Genomic DNA, 15,445 nt, shown 5'->3' on the forward strand with positions numbered 1-15,445 from the left:
ATTTGAGATACCTTACATACCCAAAAACGGATCTGTGAAAACGCGGATTTCATACGAAAAGTGTAGATTTGAAAATTGGAGGAACCATAAAATGGGAACTAATATCATCTTTGGAATCGTTATTGCCATTGTCGTCATCGCGGCGATCTTATATGCGATCGGTTACTTTATGCGAAAGAAAAATCAGGAGAAACTGGATGTCTTAGAGAAACGTAAAGAAAACCTGTTTGATCTGCCGGTCATTGAAGAAGTCGATGAAGTGAAAAAAATGCATTTGGTGGGTCAAAGCCAAAACACATTCCGAGAATGGAACCAGCAATGGACAGATATTTCCACCTCCTCATTTGCGGAACTGGAAAGCCAAATCTTTGAAGTCGAAGAGTTGAATGAACGGATTCGCTTTTTCAAAGCTAAAACAGCGATCGAACAAGCGGAAGCAACCATGGATGATATGGAACGTCAAGTCGAAGAGATTCGTGCCGGCTTGAAAGAACTTCGTGAAAGTGAAGAACGCAATTCCCTAGAAGTCCAAAAAGCATTGGATGTTTATGAAGATTTGAAGAAAAACTTGCGGGAGCATGGAGAGGAATTTGGTCCAGCTTATAACGAACTGCAAAAGCAAATCAAAAATATCGAGATTGAATTCACTCAATTTGTTACGCTGAATACTTCCGGTGATCCGGTCGAAGCTCGGGAAGTTTTAGAACAAGCAGAGCAACACACCTATGAAGTCGAAGATTTGATGAAACGAATCCCAACTGCTTATGAAGAGCTGAATCGTACGTTCCCTGATCAATTAAAAGAAATCCAAGATGGATACAAAAAATTATTGGATCAAAAATACGTCTTTCCTGAAGCTAACTTCCAAGAAGATATCAACCGCGTGAAAAAACGGGTTGAAAATTCTATGAATGATTTAGCCAAAACAGAAGTTGCTTCTGTGGAGGTAGCTAATCGGGATACAGCTAGTGACATCGATGCGTTGTATACGGTAATGGAACGTGAAATCAATGCGAAGAAATATGTTCTTAAAAATCGTCAAGTGATTGTTGACTACATCGATCATGCGACGAAAAACAATCGTCAATTATTGATTGAGTTGGATCATACCGCTCAAAGCTATACATTGAATCATAATGAATTAGGTCGGGTTCGTGGCTTCCAAACAGAAGTCGATGAATTGGCTCGCCGCAACAATGAATACTTGCCGCAGTTGGAAAACCATGAGATCCCTTATTCAGAAGTACAAAGTTTTTATAAAGATGCTTACAAAATTTTAGATGATGTCGAAGCGCAACAAGTTGAAATCGATGAAGCGCTAAGTGATCTACGCCGTGGTGAAAAGGTCGCACAAGAGAAAGTAGAGAACTTCGAATTTCGTTTACGTAACCTCAAACGTTTTGTTGAGAAACAGCGTTTGCCAGGCTTACCAGGGGAATACTTAGAATTCTTCTTTGTCGCAACTGACCGAGTGGAAGAATTAGGCAAAGAATTGAATAAAATTCGGATCAACATGCAAGAAATCAATAAATTGGTTTCAGTTTGTGAAGAAGATTTAGACATGCTTGATGAACAAACGAAAGATTTAGTGGATGCAGCTGCATTGACAGAACAAATGATGCAATATGCAAACCGTTACCGTCATTCACATGCCGACATCAAAGCAGCGATTGATAAGAGTTTGTATCTGTTTACGAAAGAGTATCGTTATCAAGATGCATTAGATGAGATCGGGACAGCTTTGGAACGCGTCGAACCAGGTGCTTTCAAGCGGATCGAGAACTTCTATTTCAAGAATCGTGATTTAGTATAAAGCAAAAGCCAGCAGTGAAAAACTGTCTGGCTTTTTTAGTGAATTGGCGGATTCTCTACCGACAAATCGATCCAAGAAGAGGAACTTCTTGAAAGAGCAGGAAAGAGCAGTTATAATGGGAAAGAATTTTTCAAAGAAAGGGTCCTAGCATTGATTTATTTTGATAACAGCGCCACAACCGCAATTTATCCGCAAGCATTAGATACATATGTAAAAGTTAGTCAGCGTATTATCGGCAACCCTTCAAGTCTTCACGATCTTGGCAGTCAAGCCAGCCGTCTTTTGGAACAGTCTCGGGCGCAAATTGCTGAGCTGCTGCAAGTTTCTGCTTCAGAGATTTGGTTTACCAGTGGGGGGACGGAAGGAGACAATTGGGTCTTAAAAGGCACCGCGATCGCCAAAAAAGCTTATGGCAATCACTTGATTATTTCTGGCATCGAACATCCAGCGGTCAGTGAGACCGCAGAACAGTTGAAAGAACTAGGGTTTGACGTGAGCATCGCACCCGTTACTTCTACTGGATTTGTAGATGTCGCTGCTTTGCAGCAACTGATCCGAAAGGAAACAATTCTTGTTTCTGTGATGGCAGTCAACAACGAAATTGGTTCGATCCAGCCAATCAATCAAATCGCTGAAATTCTAGAAGCTCATCCTCGCATCCACTTCCATGTGGATGCTGTTCAAGCAATTGCGAAGGTTGATCAGCAGCAATGGTTGCCACAACGGGTAGACTTTGCCACATTTTCTGCCCACAAGTTTCATGGACCTAGGGGCGTCGGTTTTATTTATTGGAAAAAAGGCCGTAAGCTAGCACCGTTGATGACCGGTGGCGGGCAAGAACAAAATCAGCGCAGCGGGACTGAGAATTTACCGGCAATTGTTGCAATGGCTAAAGCGTTGCGACTAGCACTTGAACAAAAAGCTGCCCGGCCTAACCATGTGGGCTTATTGAAAAGTTACCTTTCAGAAGCATTATCTGAGTATGAGAAAGTGACGGTGTTTTCTGGAGCCGAACATTTTGCGCCGCATATTCTTTGTTTCTCATTGGAAGGGATCAGAGGAGAAGTGCTTGTCCATGCCTTTGAAGAAAAACAGATTTATCTCTCAACGACCAGTGCCTGCTCTTCCCGCAAGAAAATGGCTAGCAGCACATTGCATGCGATGCATGTCCCTAGTCGCTTAGCTACTTCAGCAGTTCGGGTCAGCTTGGATGAAAGTAATACGATGGCCGAAGTAGAACAATTTTTGATTGTATTTAATCAGCTTTATCAAAAGTTCTCAAAATTAAGCCAATAAGAGCATGTTGCGAACATACCAACGACAAACAAAGGAGTTTTACTCGTGAATTATACAGAGATCATGGTTCGCTACGGCGAATTATCAACCAAAGGAAAAAACCGCCGCAGTTTCATTATGCAGTTGGCGGAGAATGTGAAGCGAACACTTGCCGACTATCCTAAAGTCAAAGTTCATGCAGAACGTGATCGGATGCATTTGCTTCTGAATGGGGAAGACAGTCAGGCAATTATATTGAAATTGCAAAAAGTGTTTGGGATTCAAAATTTTTCTCCCAGCATTCGGGTAGAAAAAGACGTCGAAGTGTTAAAAGAAGCCGTACAAACAGTGATGAGTGAAATCTATACAGGGACTGAGACCTTCAAAATCACTGCCAAACGCAGTGACCATCAATTCATCCAAGACAGTAATCAGTTGAATTTGACGTTAGGAAATGCTGTAATTGATCGCTTTCCAGAAATCAAAGTTCAAATGAAAAAGCCAGATATCAATCTACGGATAGAGATCCGTATGGATGGAGCCTACCTTTCTTACGAGACGATCCAAGGAGCTGGTGGGTTACCGGTTGGAACGAGTGGGAAAGGGATGCTGATGCTTTCAGGCGGGATCGATTCCCCCGTTGCCGGTTATTTTGCGATGAAACGCGGGGTAGAGATCGAAGCGGTCCATTTTGCTAGCCCGCCTTATACTAGCGAACAGGCACTACAAAAAGCCAAAGATCTGACAAAGAAACTAACCCCTTATGTTGGCGGTATTCAGTTTATTGAAGTCCCATTCACTGAAGTTCAAGAAGAAATCAAGAAGCATGTGCCTCAAGGCTATTGGATGACGATCACTCGCCGGATGATGCTGCGACTCACAGATGCGATCCGTGAAGCTCGTCATGGATTGATTATTTTGAACGGAGAATCACTAGGCCAAGTGGCTTCACAAACATTGCAAAGTATGGTGGCGATCAATGAAGTAACGAATACGCCAATCATTCGTCCGGTGGCAACGATGGATAAATTAGAAATCATTGATGTAGCTCAAGAGATCGATACGTTTGAACTGGCGATCCAGCCATTTGAAGACTGCTGCACGATTTTTGCTCCGCCACAGCCTAAGACAAGACCGAAGTTGGAGAAAGTGCATTTATATGAAGAGCGCTTAGATATAACAGGCATGATGGAGCGGGCATTAGCTGGGTTGAAAATCGAAGAGATCCAAGCTTCCGAAAAAGCAGAATTCGCTGATTTTCTTTGATCTTCACATCAGAAAAAATTTTGATATCAGGGGATAAAAACCAGCTGTTGACTGTTGGCAATTAAAGAAAAAAGATGGTTACAAAGGGTGTGCCCAAGTAGCCGTCTTTTTTCGTTTATGCTGGACCTGTGAGAGATTTCTCACAGTCGTTTGACTGGAATCTAGGAAGCATTAAAAGTTTGTGAAAATTGCTTGCTATTCAATGACGAGCATGCTAAACTCGATATGTGAACTATTTAACAAGGAGGACGGAAACCATGGAAGCATTAAGAGAAAAAAAACTTCCTAAAGCAACAGCGAAACGTCTGCCTGCTTATTTAAGGCATTTAAAATTTTTGGATGCATCAGGTGTCCATCGAATCAAATCAAAAGAGTTTGCTGAGATCACACAAGTTCCTTCCGCAACGATTCGTCGGGACTTTTCCCACTTAGGGGAATTAGGACGAAGCGGGTATGGTTATGAAGTTCCTTACTTGATTGAAGTTTTTAGCCATATATTAGAAACGAACGAAGCAAAGAACATTGCATTAGTGGGCTTTGGCAATCTAGGTAAAGCTCTTGCAAACAACAACTTTCGCCGCAATGAGAATCTTTCGATCGTTGCTGTATTTGATAATGATCCGCAATTGATCGGTAAGACCATCGACGGTCACTATGTTTATGGAATGGATCAGCTAGCTGAGATCGTTCAGGAGAAAGGAATCACTGTAGCTATCTCGACAGTACCTAGTCAATATTCTCAGGCGGCAATCGATACGATCGTAGAATCTGGCATTACAGCGATTTTAAATTTTGCCCCTGATCGCGTCAATGTACCTAAAAATGTTCATATCCAATACATCGATCTGACGACAGAATTACAGACGTTGATCTTTTTTGACAATACCTATTCTCAGAAATCGTAGGTTTTGAGCAAAATCTTTTGGCTTTCGCGGGTTCTCTCCTATACTGGAGAAAACTGTAATAGGAGAGATGACATGCAAGTAACACGTAAAGGAACCATTTTTGAAGTACCAGGCATTCAGCCAAAAGTAGGGGATCAAGCCAAAGAATTTGAACTGAAAAGTTTAGATGACAAAGTTTATCGCTTGGCTGATTTCTTAGATAAACCGACGATCTTAAGCATTGTTCCCGACATTGACACGCGGGTCTGTGCATTGCAGACGAAGCGCTTCAATGAAGAAGCAAGTAAGATTGATGAGGTTAATTTTGTGACAATCTCGAACAATACGAAAGAAGAACAAGCAAATTGGTGTGGACAAGAAGGGATCGATATGCTGATGCTGCATGATCCAGAAAATACGTTTGGAGAAACCTATCAAATTATGATCCCAGAGTTTGGACATTTTGCCCGCGCGATTTTTGTCTTAGATGAAAAAGGGGTGATCCGCTACGAAGAGATCGTGCCTGAAATCTCTCAAGAACCGGACTATCAATCGGCTTTGGCCGCTGCCAGATCAATCGCTGTTTGACTTTCAAAAAAGTTCATTGTAGAATGAACAAGATCAATTGAAAGAAGACGAGGATCAAGAGGAGTATCAGACGGACTGTTTTTACAGAGAGAAGACCAATTGGTGCAAGGTTTTCAGCAGGAATCTGAGAAGGTAGCTTGTGAGTCTTTGATTGGAACAGCAAGGAACACCTTGTTCAGTAGAATCAAACGCTTCGTGACCGTTAACTCACGCCCAAGAGGTAGAGAAATCTACAATTTAGGTGGTACCGCGTATTTGCGTCCTAAAATGCTTCGGCATTTTAGGACTTTTTTTATTCCCAAAAGCCGAGCGGTCTTGAAGAAACTGATCAAAAAAAGTAGGAGGTAAAGCAATGTCCGATAACTTATCAACAAAGTACAACCCGCAAGAAGTCGAAGCGGGACGCTACCAGGAATGGTTAGCCAAAGATCTATTCAAACCAAGTGGTGATCAAAAAGCCAAGCCTTATTCAATCGTTATTCCTCCGCCAAATGTTACTGGTAAACTACATTTAGGCCATGCGTGGGATACAACCCTTCAAGATATCATCATTCGCCAAAAACGGATGCAAGGGTTTGATACATTGTGGTTACCAGGTATGGATCACGCTGGAATTGCGACACAAGCAAAAGTCGAAGAAAAACTAAGAGAACAAGGGATCTCCCGCTATGACCTTGGTCGGGAAAAATTTGTCGACCAAGTGTGGGAATGGAAAGAAGAATATGCAGGCCATATTCGTGAGCAATGGGCAAAACTAGGATTGTCTCTTGACTATAGTCGAGAACGATTCACATTAGACGAGGGTCTGTCAGATGCTGTCCGTAAAGTCTTCGTAACTCTTTACGAAAAAGACTTGATCTATCGCGGCGAATATATCATCAACTGGGATCCGCAAGCACGTACGGCCTTATCTGATATCGAAGTCATCCATAAAGAGATCGAAGGAGCTTTTTACCACATGACTTATGAACTGGCAGATGGTTCTGGTACCGTAGAGATTGCCACCACTCGTCCAGAAACGATGCTAGGAGACACTGCGATCGCTGTCCATCCAGAGGATGAACGCTACCAAGAATTGATCGGCAAAAAGGTTATTTTGCCATTAGTTAATAAAGGGATCCCAATCATTGCGGATACTTACGTGGATCAAGAATTTGGAACCGGCGTAGTAAAAATCACCCCTGCCCATGATCCGAATGACTTTGAAGTCGGTAACCGCCATAACTTGCCACGGGTCAATGTTATGAACGATGACGGAACCATGAATGATTTAGCCGGTAAATATGCTGGCATGGATCGTTTTGCAGCTCGTAAAGCGATCGTCAAAGATTTGGAAGATATCGGACGTTTGTTAAAGATTGAAAAAATGATTCACAGTGTTGGCCATTCAGAACGAACCGGTGTCGTTGTTGAACCTCGTTTATCTACGCAATGGTTTGTCAAAATGGGGCCATTGGCTAAAGAAGCGATCGACAACCAATCGACGGATCAGGCAGTCGAGTTTTTCCCACCGCGCTTCAATCAAACTTTCTTGCGCTGGATGGAAAATATTCACGACTGGGTTATTTCCCGACAATTGTGGTGGGGACATCAAATTCCTGCTTGGTACCACAATGAAACTGGTGAAATGTATGTGGGCTTAGAAGCACCGGCAGATGCCGAAAACTGGACACAGGATCCTGATGTACTGGATACTTGGTTCAGCTCCGCATTATGGCCATTTTCAACCATGGGCTGGCCAGATGAAAATAGTGCTGATTATCAGCGTTATTTCCCAACCAACACGCTAGTCACAGGCTACGACATCATTGCTTTCTGGGTAAGCCGCATGATTTTCCAAAGCTTGGAATTCACAGGCAAACGTCCTTTTGAAAATGTGCTGATCCATGGACTGATTCGTGATGAACAGGGACGTAAAATGAGTAAGTCATTAGGGAACGGGATCGATCCGATGGAAGTCATCGAAAAATATGGCGCCGATGCATTGCGCTGGTTCTTATCAAATGGCTCTGCACCAGGACAAGATGTTCGCTTCAGCTATGAAAAAATGGATGCTGCTTGGAACTTCATCAACAAGATTTGGAATGCGTCCCGTTTTGTCTTGATGAATGTTGAAGGAATGACGGTGACAGATATTGATTTTTCTGGCGAGAAATCCGTAGCGGACCGTTGGATCTTAACTCGTTTAAATGAAACGATCGAGAAAGTGACTGAGTTGTTTGATCGTTTTGAATTCGGTGAAGCAGGTCGCCAGTTATACAACTTTATTTGGGATGACTTTTGTGACTGGTATATCGAAATGAGCAAAGAAACCTTATATGGTGAAAGTGAAGCAGCTAAACAAGTCAATAAGAGCATTTTGGTTCATGTGTTGGATCAAATATTACGCTTGCTGCACCCAATCATGCCGTTTGTCACAGAAGAAATTTGGAGTAAACTGCCTCATACAGGCGATTCGCTTGTAGTAGCTGCTTATCCAGAAGTTCAGCCAGAGTGGTCGGATGAGAAAGCAGCACATGGAATGGAAGTGTTAAAAGAGTTGATTCGTTCTGTCCGCAACATTCGGGCGGAAGTCAACACGCCGCTTTCTAAGCCAATTACATTGCTGATCCAAACCAACGATGTTGAGATCGAGAGCTTCCTGATCACCAACAAAAACTATATCGAACGATTCTGCAATCCAGAAGAGCTAGTGATTTCCAATACACTGGAAGCACCGGAATTGGCGATGTCAGCTATCTTATCCGGAGCAACGATCTATTTGCCATTAGCCGGCTTGATCAATATCGAAGAAGAAATCAGCCGTTTAGAAAAAGAATTGGCGAAATTCAATCAAGAGGTCAAACGCGTGCAAGGGAAATTAGCAAACGAACGTTTCGTTGCCAATGCCCCTGAAGAAGTTGTGGCGCAAGAGCGAGCGAAAGAAGCCGATTATTTGGATAAACAAAAAGCAGTTCAAGAACGGATCGAGCAATTGCGTACGATTCAATAATCTATTTATTGAATCGAGGCAGCAAGCTAATCATCGACATTCCTATGGAACACTAGCTGTTGCAAACTACCGATCTAACTATTTACTCTCTAACTACCCGATCTCTAGCTACCCGATCTATAGAGGAAAGAATTCCTAACCGCTATAGATCGGGTAGTTTTCCTATCGATTTTTGTTGGGAACGCTCTGAGAGAAAGAGCAGTAGAATTAGGAAAAAAAGGGAAGATTTGCTAAAATGATTTTGAGGTGAAGAACATGACAAGTGAAGAAGCAATTGCATGGATCCACGGAAGAAAGACCTTCGGGATGCGTCCAGGATTAATGCGAGTAGAAGCATTGCTACAACGATTAGGCAATCCAGAAAAAAATCTGACATTGATCCATGTTGCCGGAACGAACGGCAAGGGTTCGACTGTCAGCTATTTACGAAGTCTTCTAGAAGAAAGTGGGCTGCAAGTTGGAACGTTCACATCGCCCCATATCGAGTCTTTCAATGAACGGATCGAGATTGATGGGCGTTTTATACCAGATGACTCGCTGATTGAATGGGTCGAAACACTTCAACCACTCGTCATGCAACTGGATCAGGAAGAAGAATTGACCGGAATCACCCAATTTGAGATTTTGACTGCACTGGCATTCGGCTACTTTGCCCAACAACAAGTCGATGTGGCTATCATAGAAGTTGGCTTAGGCGGCCGTTTGGATAGTACAAATGTGATCACACCAATCTTGACGGCCATCACGACGATTGGAATGGACCATATGGATATGCTTGGTGACACGATTGAGGCCATTGCTGCTCATAAAGCCGGGATCATCAAACCCAAGGTGCCACTAGTGACTGGGAAGATCCCTGAAAGTGCGCTATCCGTAATCGACCTTGAAGCTGCAGAATCTGAGGCTCCTGTATCCCACTTGGGAGAAGACTATCGAGTCACGTATCATCGTCCGGATGAAATTTGGGGAGAGTGGTTTGATTTTGAGAATGACCGCGGAAAAATCAAAGGACTGAAAACGCCGATGATTGGTCGACACCAACCAGAAAACGCCGGTGTCGCTATTCAATTATATTATTTATTCTGTGAGTTAAAAAAACTGCCATTTTCGGAAAAAGTAGTCCGCAATGGCTTAAAGAAAGCTTATTGGCCCGCGCGAATGGAGAAAATCAGCAATGAACCGCTGATCATTATAGATGGTGCGCATAACACGCACGCCATGGAACGCTTGGTTGAAACAGTTAGAGAAGAATTCACCAACTATCGCATTCATATCTTGTTTTCGGCATTGGAGACAAAAAATGTCGATGAGATGCTGCAACAGCTGTTAACGATCCCGAAAGCTGAAATCTATTTGACCACATTTGATTTTCCAAAAGCGATCCATTTAAGTGATGATTACCAGCAATTGAATGAAGCGCGCATCTCGATCGTTTCACTATGGCAGTTTGGCTTAGCAGAATTATTAGAAAAAATGACCAATGAAGACTTGCTTCTGATCACTGGTTCGCTTTATTTTGTATCAGAAGTTCGGGAACTTTTGTTGGGAATGGGAGGAAGAAATGGCTGAATTAAATGGTGTGATTTTTGATATGGACGGACTGATTTTTGATACGGAGCTTCTTTACTATCAGGCAACACAGATCGTGGCCGATCAGATGGCGATCCCTTATGCAAAAGATGTCTATCTAGCATACGTTGGTGTTTCAGATGAAGAAGTCTGGGCGGCTTATCATGAACGATATGATGCTGCCTTCGGTCCAGAGATTGTTGATCGTTTCATCCAAGCCGCTTTTGATCAAACTCTGCTGCTCTTTGAGCAAGGTCAAGCAGCACTAAAACCGGGCGTCCATGACTTGCTGCGCTATTTGGATGAAAAAGGGATTCCGCGGATCCTTGCTTCTAGCAACCAACGACGAGTCATCGATACATTGCTGGATTCCGCAGGTCTGACGCAAGAATTTCCAGAAATCGTTTGTTTCGATGATGTTGTGCGGGCGAAACCGGATCCTGAAATTTTCGAAAAAGCCCATAATCGCTTAGGGGTTCCGAAAAATCAATTAGTCATTCTTGAAGATTCCGCTAACGGTATTCATGCTGCGCATGCAGCTGGCATTCCGGTGATCATGGTACCTGATCTGGTTGCTCCGACGTCAGTGATCGAAGAAAAAGTGCTGCATATCTTGCCTTCACTGGTAGAAGTGCCGGATTATTTTGAGCAGGCCTATACTTGGTAGTGTCGCATCAACCATGAACTCTTTTGCGTAGTTTTATTTTAGACTAACGCAAAGGAGTTTTTTTTATGAAAGACAATGGAATTCCTCAAAGTTCCTATCCTCGGGAACGACTATTGCATTATGGCGCTGAAGCTTTATCCAATCAAGAATTGTTAGCGATTCTTTTACGAACGGGTTCTCATCCTTTCAATGTCATCGAACTAGCTGGTCAGATCCTCAACGAGTTTGAAGACTTGTATGAGCTAAAGCACGTGACATTGGACGAACTGCAGGCCATTCGTGGGGTAGGCCAGATCAAAGCGATCGAACTCAAAGCTACCGTAGAACTTGGCGCCCGTATCCAACGAGCAGCACAGCCAAAATATGGCAGAGTTCATTCCAGTGTGGATATTGCCAATCAGATGATGGAGGAATTAAAAGATTATCAGCAAGAACATTTGCTGTGTCTCTACCTAAATACCAAAAATGAGATCATCCAAAAAAAGACGTTATTCATCGGCAGTCTCAATCAGTCGATTGCTCATCCTAGAGAAATTTATCACGGAGCAGTTCGTTGCTGTGCCGCCCGAGTGATCTGCGTGCACAATCATCCCAGCGGCAGTCCCCAACCTTCGCAGGCGGATATTACCTTTACCAAACGATTGATGAAGTGTGGGGAATTGATGGGTATCGACTTGCTGGACCACTTGATTATCGGTAATAATTCATATATCAGCTTGCGAGAAGAAGGACTCTGGGAAGGCTGATCGTCTACCTTGCAAAAAAATAGTAGCAAGTGTAAAATATTAGTGTAATTTTGTTTGCTGAATAGATGTTGAAACGCTTGTTACACCTCTATCGGACACGAGCAATGTTACACATAATTAAGTGCTTATGCACGAGGAGGTTTTTTATAATGGAACAAGGTACAGTTAAATGGTTCAATGCTGAAAAAGGATTTGGCTTCATTTCACGTGAAGACGGTACAGACGTATTTGTACATTTCTCAGCAATCCAAGGTGAAGGCTTCAAGACTTTAGAAGAAGGCCAAGCAGTGACTTTTGATGTTGAAGAATCAGATCGTGGACCTCAAGCAGTAAACGTAAACAAAGCGTAAGCTTATTTACAAGACTGCATTCATGGGATTAGTGAAGGCACAGTCAAAAAAGACCATCATTCAGATGGTCTTTTTTTTTGCTCGCGTTCTTTGACAAAATCAATGAACGTGAGGATTTCTTTGATTCCTTCTTCTGAGATTGATTCATCGACATGGGAACTGATCAAGTCACTTTCTACTTTAGGATAGAGGTGTCTCTTATCAGATCGGCCTAAGAGATAGTCGGTCGACACACCAAATAGATCGGCTAACACTTGCAGCATGCTAAAGTCGGGCTCTCTTTTTCCTGATTCATAGGCAGTATAAGCTGGACGTGTGATCCCGATTTTGTCTGCCACTTCTTGCTGAGTTAACTTCTTTTCCAGACGTAATTTTTTTATGATTTGCGGAAACATAATGACACCTGCCTCTCTCGTGATAGTAACACACCGTTACTTAGAAAAAAAGAGTCGGTTAGTGTCTATTTGTTACTAAATGTCGTTGACAAGTGTCATAAGGAAACATATAATGAGTGTGTGTCGGAACGTTACATTCCGAAGAAGGAGGGAACTGTATGCGGGAGTGGCTCATTAGGCAACGTGAAAAAAATGGACTCACTCAGGATCAAGTAGCTAAGGAATCCGAAATTGAGCGAACATATTACAATATGATTGAACGAGGAAAGCGACGACCAAGTGTTGAAGTAGCGAAGCGGATCGGTAAAGTGCTCCAATTTGATTGGACGTATTTTTTTAGCATCGAAGGTAACAAAACGACACAAAAAGACAAACCTAGTTAAATGGAGGAGGGGACTCAAGATGCCTGTAAAAGGTACAGTTGCAAAAAGTGGCTATCTGGGTAAAAACAAAAGAAATTTCCAGGATCTAAAAAAAGATTTAAAGAAACACAAGTGGCTCTACGTCATGCTGATCATTCCAATTATTTTTGTCGTGATCTGGAATTATTGGCCAATGTATGGCGTGATCATCGCATTCAAAGATTATTCTCCCGCATTTGGGATCTTAGGTAGCCCTTGGGTGGGATTGAAGCACTTTGAGCGGTTTTTTGCTTCCTATTTTTTTCTCGAGATCATTGTTAATACCTTGCGCTTGAGTCTTTACAGTTTGTTGGTCAGTGTACCATTACCGATCATTTTGGCGTTATTATTCAATGAATTGAATCGGAAATGGTTCAAATCAACCGCTCAGACGATTTCATACATCCCAAATTTTATTTCGGTGGTTGTCGTGATCGGGATGGTTCAATTCTTTTTTTCAAGTCAAGATGGCATGATTAATATGTTGCTGAATACATTTGGGTTTCCATCGATCGATTTTCTCGGAAGTCCTAAATGGTTCCCGCATATCTATGTGTGGTCGGGTGTCTGGCAAGGTGTGGGGTGGGGAACGTTGATTTATACGGCAGCGATGTCCGGGATCTCTCCCGATCAATATGAAGCCGCCTACTTGGATGGTGCCTCTCGCTTGCAATGTATTCGTCATATCACGATTCCTTCCATCATGCCGACCATCGTGATCTCCACGATATTGGCGACAGGAAGCATTTTATCCGTGGGCTTTGAGAAGACTTTTCTCTTACAGAACGCTGCGAATCTCGCTTCCTCTGAGGTGCTTTCGACATATACCTATAAAATGGGGATCATAAATGGGGAGTATAGTTTCTCTGCTGCAGTCGGTCTTTTTAATAACGTGATTAATTTTATTGTTCTATTTATCGTGAATAAACTAGCACAAAAGACAAATGAATCGAGTCTTTGGTAGGAGGAAAACGAATGAAAGTATCAGCAACGAAAGGGGATAAACTGTTTAATACTATCAATATCTTACTGGTCAGTCTGATTGCCCTGATTATCTTATATCCGCTTATCTTTGTGGTCAATGCTTCCTTCAGTGATCCCACTAGGATCTATGAGGTCCCGTTGCTTTTGTATCCCCGTGGATTAAATGTTGAAGGGTACAAGGAAGTGCTCAAGAGCAGTGATATCTGGACGGGTTTTCGCAACGCAGTGATCTACACGGGTTTAGGAACAGTGATCAACTTGATCGTCACGACGATTGCTGCCTACCCATTGTCTCGTTCCGGCTTACGAGGCAAGCGTTTCTTTACTTTATTTTTTACGATTACGATGTTTTTTAGCGGAGGGTTGATCCCCACTTATTTAGTCAATCAGCAGTTAGGGATCGTTAACACACTTTGGGTCATGATCTTGCCTGGAGCGTTGGGTGTTTATAATATGATTTTGATGCGTACGTATTTCAGTCAAAATATTCCTAATGATTTGATTGAAAGCGCTTATATCGATGGTGCCAACGATTTATGGTTATTATGGAAAGTCGTCTTGCCTCTGGCTACCCCGATCATCGCAGTGATGGCAATGTTCTATGGTGTTGGTCGTTGGAACTCCTACTTTGATGCGTTGATTTATTTACAGGATCGAGCCAAGTATCCTCTGCAGATTATTCTGCGAGAAATACTGGTTCAGGGACAGTTTGGTCAAGATATGAACCAAATCATTGCCGGTAGTGCGGAATCCGAACTGCTTATGCTGAAAATGACCCTCAAATACAGCGTAGTGATCGTTTCAAGTCTGCCTGTGCTCCTATTTTATCCTGTGGTAGCCAAATACTTTGAAAAAGGCATCCTCGTAGGATCCATCAAGGGATGAGGAGGTGTTTCGATGCTAAAAGCGATCGTTGCATTTTGTGAATTAGTGTACGATATGATGCTTTTGAATGTGTATTGGTGGCGCTACATGCTTCTGGGCGGTGTGCTGTTTAGTCTGATACCGGCAACGATTACTGTCTACGATTGCATCCGAAAAAGGATTCTGCAGAAAAATGAAGCTCCTCTCAAAGAAATTTTTTCAGATCAATATCGGCACAACAAACAAAAAAATCGCTGGTTTCATGTTGCGGCTATTGTTCTGACTGGTTTTATTATTGGGGTTCATCACACATTAGCGAGTGATTATCCCACCAATTTCTTGTTTGAGTTTACGATGCGGACGAATCTCCTGATTATTTTATTGCTGGCGATCACATTTTTCCCTGTGCATGCTTATTTTTCTTTAGACAAAGTCCATCGTTGGTTACAGCCGTTACTGTTTGTGTTCATTTGTCCCGTTCAGCTGTTAATAAGTATGGGACTTCTTGGATTGGTTAGTCTTCTTTATTGTTACTATCCATTTTTAGGGATCTGTTTAGGGATCGGATTGCCTGCTTATGGGATAGGTTTCTTGTTTTTCAATAAATTTAACAAAATGAAAGGAGTCTATTTTTGATGTTGTTGGTTGTTC

General features: G+C 42.5%; 15 protein-coding genes and 1 other annotated feature. Of the genes, 14 read left to right on the top strand and 1 reads right to left on the bottom strand.

Annotated elements, in window-relative coordinates; genetic code table 11:
* Window positions 1-91: 91 nt before the first annotated feature.
* The 10 genes from ezrA to FE005_RS07225 all read left to right on the top strand — a co-directional run bounded on the left by ezrA (window position 92) and on the right by FE005_RS07225 (window position 12,150).
* A complete protein-coding gene (gene ezrA / locus FE005_RS07180) occupies window positions 92-1,813 on the top strand; it encodes a septation ring formation regulator EzrA (RefSeq protein ID WP_138371546.1) in 1,722 nt (573 codons plus the stop codon).
* Window positions 1,814-1,963: 150 nt separating this feature from the next.
* Window positions 1,964-3,109 carry a cysteine desulfurase family protein gene (locus FE005_RS07185; RefSeq protein WP_081132094.1) on the top strand — a complete coding sequence of 382 codons (1,146 nt, stop codon included), beginning with the start codon at window positions 1,964-1,966 and terminating at the stop codon, window positions 3,107-3,109.
* Between the two features lie 45 nt (window positions 3,110-3,154).
* Window positions 3,155-4,354, top strand: coding sequence for a tRNA uracil 4-sulfurtransferase ThiI (gene thiI, locus FE005_RS07190; RefSeq protein WP_138371547.1), 1,200 nt, complete (start codon window positions 3,155-3,157; stop codon window positions 4,352-4,354).
* Window positions 4,355-4,611: 257 nt separating this feature from the next.
* Window positions 4,612-5,259, top strand: coding sequence for a redox-sensing transcriptional repressor Rex (locus FE005_RS07195; RefSeq protein WP_003127334.1), 648 nt, complete (start codon window positions 4,612-4,614; stop codon window positions 5,257-5,259).
* A gap of 72 nt (window positions 5,260-5,331) precedes the next feature.
* Window positions 5,332-5,826: a thiol peroxidase gene (gene tpx / locus FE005_RS07200; protein WP_138371548.1), complete on the top strand. Its 495-nt coding sequence runs from the start codon at window positions 5,332-5,334 to the stop codon at window positions 5,824-5,826.
* Between the two features lie 41 nt (window positions 5,827-5,867).
* Window positions 5,868-6,094: a binding site (T-box leader), on the top strand.
* An 84-nt stretch (window positions 6,095-6,178) separates the two neighbouring features.
* Window positions 6,179-8,818 carry a valine--tRNA ligase gene (locus FE005_RS07205; RefSeq protein WP_138371549.1) on the top strand — a complete coding sequence of 880 codons (2,640 nt, stop codon included), beginning with the start codon at window positions 6,179-6,181 and terminating at the stop codon, window positions 8,816-8,818.
* A 255-nt stretch (window positions 8,819-9,073) separates the two neighbouring features.
* Window positions 9,074-10,387: a folylpolyglutamate synthase/dihydrofolate synthase family protein gene (locus FE005_RS07210; protein ID WP_005471605.1), complete on the top strand. Its 1,314-nt coding sequence runs from the start codon at window positions 9,074-9,076 to the stop codon at window positions 10,385-10,387.
* Window positions 10,380-11,054 carry an HAD family phosphatase gene (locus FE005_RS07215; RefSeq protein WP_138371550.1) on the top strand — a complete coding sequence of 225 codons (675 nt, stop codon included), beginning with the start codon at window positions 10,380-10,382 and terminating at the stop codon, window positions 11,052-11,054. Before FE005_RS07210 ends, FE005_RS07215 begins: the two co-directional genes overlap by 8 nt.
* A gap of 65 nt (window positions 11,055-11,119) precedes the next feature.
* Complete coding sequence (gene radC / locus FE005_RS07220; protein WP_003127339.1) at window positions 11,120-11,800, top strand: DNA repair protein RadC; 681 nt, start codon at window positions 11,120-11,122, stop codon at window positions 11,798-11,800.
* A gap of 149 nt (window positions 11,801-11,949) precedes the next feature.
* Window positions 11,950-12,150 (top strand): cold-shock protein, encoded by a 201-nt coding sequence (locus FE005_RS07225; protein ID WP_003127340.1) that lies wholly within the window; start codon window positions 11,950-11,952, stop codon window positions 12,148-12,150.
* Between the two features lie 56 nt (window positions 12,151-12,206).
* On the opposite strand, the gene FE005_RS07230 is transcribed toward FE005_RS07225, so the two are convergent.
* Complete coding sequence (locus FE005_RS07230; RefSeq protein ID WP_103300561.1) at window positions 12,207-12,545, bottom strand: helix-turn-helix domain-containing protein; 339 nt, start codon at window positions 12,543-12,545, stop codon at window positions 12,207-12,209.
* A 158-nt stretch (window positions 12,546-12,703) separates the two neighbouring features.
* Between FE005_RS07230 and FE005_RS07235 the strand changes: the two genes are divergently transcribed.
* Genes FE005_RS07235 through FE005_RS07250 form a run of 4 tightly spaced genes read left to right on the top strand, consistent with a single transcriptional unit; the run spans window position 12,704 to window position 15,430 of the window.
* Complete coding sequence (locus tag FE005_RS07235) at window positions 12,704-12,928, top strand: helix-turn-helix transcriptional regulator (RefSeq protein WP_103300562.1); 225 nt, start codon at window positions 12,704-12,706, stop codon at window positions 12,926-12,928.
* A 19-nt stretch (window positions 12,929-12,947) separates the two neighbouring features.
* Complete coding sequence (locus tag FE005_RS07240) at window positions 12,948-13,910, top strand: sugar ABC transporter permease (RefSeq protein ID WP_138371551.1); 963 nt, start codon at window positions 12,948-12,950, stop codon at window positions 13,908-13,910.
* A gap of 11 nt (window positions 13,911-13,921) precedes the next feature.
* Entirely contained in the window at window positions 13,922-14,815 is an 894-nt protein-coding gene (locus FE005_RS07245; RefSeq protein ID WP_138371552.1) for a carbohydrate ABC transporter permease, read from the top strand.
* Between the two features lie 12 nt (window positions 14,816-14,827).
* Window positions 14,828-15,430, top strand: coding sequence for a DUF624 domain-containing protein (locus tag FE005_RS07250; protein WP_138371553.1), 603 nt, complete (start codon window positions 14,828-14,830; stop codon window positions 15,428-15,430).
* Window positions 15,431-15,445: the final 15 nt, after the last annotated feature.

It is taken from the genome of Enterococcus sp. M190262 (assembly GCF_005843965.1).
Taxonomy (GTDB): domain Bacteria; phylum Bacillota; class Bacilli; order Lactobacillales; family Enterococcaceae; genus Enterococcus_D; species Enterococcus_D gallinarum.

Bases quoted from the DNA above. Each gene is read 5' to 3' on its own strand.
- ezrA (WP_138371546.1), top strand. From the start codon at position 92: ATGGGAACTAATATCATCTTTGGAATCGTTATTGCCATTGTCGTCATC.
- FE005_RS07195 (WP_003127334.1), top strand. From the start codon at position 4,612: ATGGAAGCATTAAGAGAAAAAAAACTTCCTAAAGCAACAGCGAAACGT.
- tpx (WP_138371548.1), top strand. From the start codon at position 5,332: ATGCAAGTAACACGTAAAGGAACCATTTTTGAAGTACCAGGCATTCAG.
- FE005_RS07205 (WP_138371549.1), top strand. From the start codon at position 6,179: ATGTCCGATAACTTATCAACAAAGTACAACCCGCAAGAAGTCGAAGCG.
- FE005_RS07210 (WP_005471605.1), top strand. From the start codon at position 9,074: ATGACAAGTGAAGAAGCAATTGCATGGATCCACGGAAGAAAGACCTTC.
- FE005_RS07215 (WP_138371550.1), top strand. From the start codon at position 10,380: ATGGCTGAATTAAATGGTGTGATTTTTGATATGGACGGACTGATTTTT.
- radC (WP_003127339.1), top strand. From the start codon at position 11,120: ATGAAAGACAATGGAATTCCTCAAAGTTCCTATCCTCGGGAACGACTA.
- FE005_RS07225 (WP_003127340.1), top strand. From the start codon at position 11,950: ATGGAACAAGGTACAGTTAAATGGTTCAATGCTGAAAAAGGATTTGGC.
- FE005_RS07230 (WP_103300561.1), bottom strand. From the start codon at position 12,545: ATGTTTCCGCAAATCATAAAAAAATTACGTCTGGAAAAGAAGTTAACT.
- FE005_RS07235 (WP_103300562.1), top strand. From the start codon at position 12,704: ATGCGGGAGTGGCTCATTAGGCAACGTGAAAAAAATGGACTCACTCAG.
- FE005_RS07240 (WP_138371551.1), top strand. From the start codon at position 12,948: ATGCCTGTAAAAGGTACAGTTGCAAAAAGTGGCTATCTGGGTAAAAAC.
- FE005_RS07245 (WP_138371552.1), top strand. From the start codon at position 13,922: ATGAAAGTATCAGCAACGAAAGGGGATAAACTGTTTAATACTATCAAT.
- FE005_RS07250 (WP_138371553.1), top strand. From the start codon at position 14,828: ATGCTAAAAGCGATCGTTGCATTTTGTGAATTAGTGTACGATATGATG.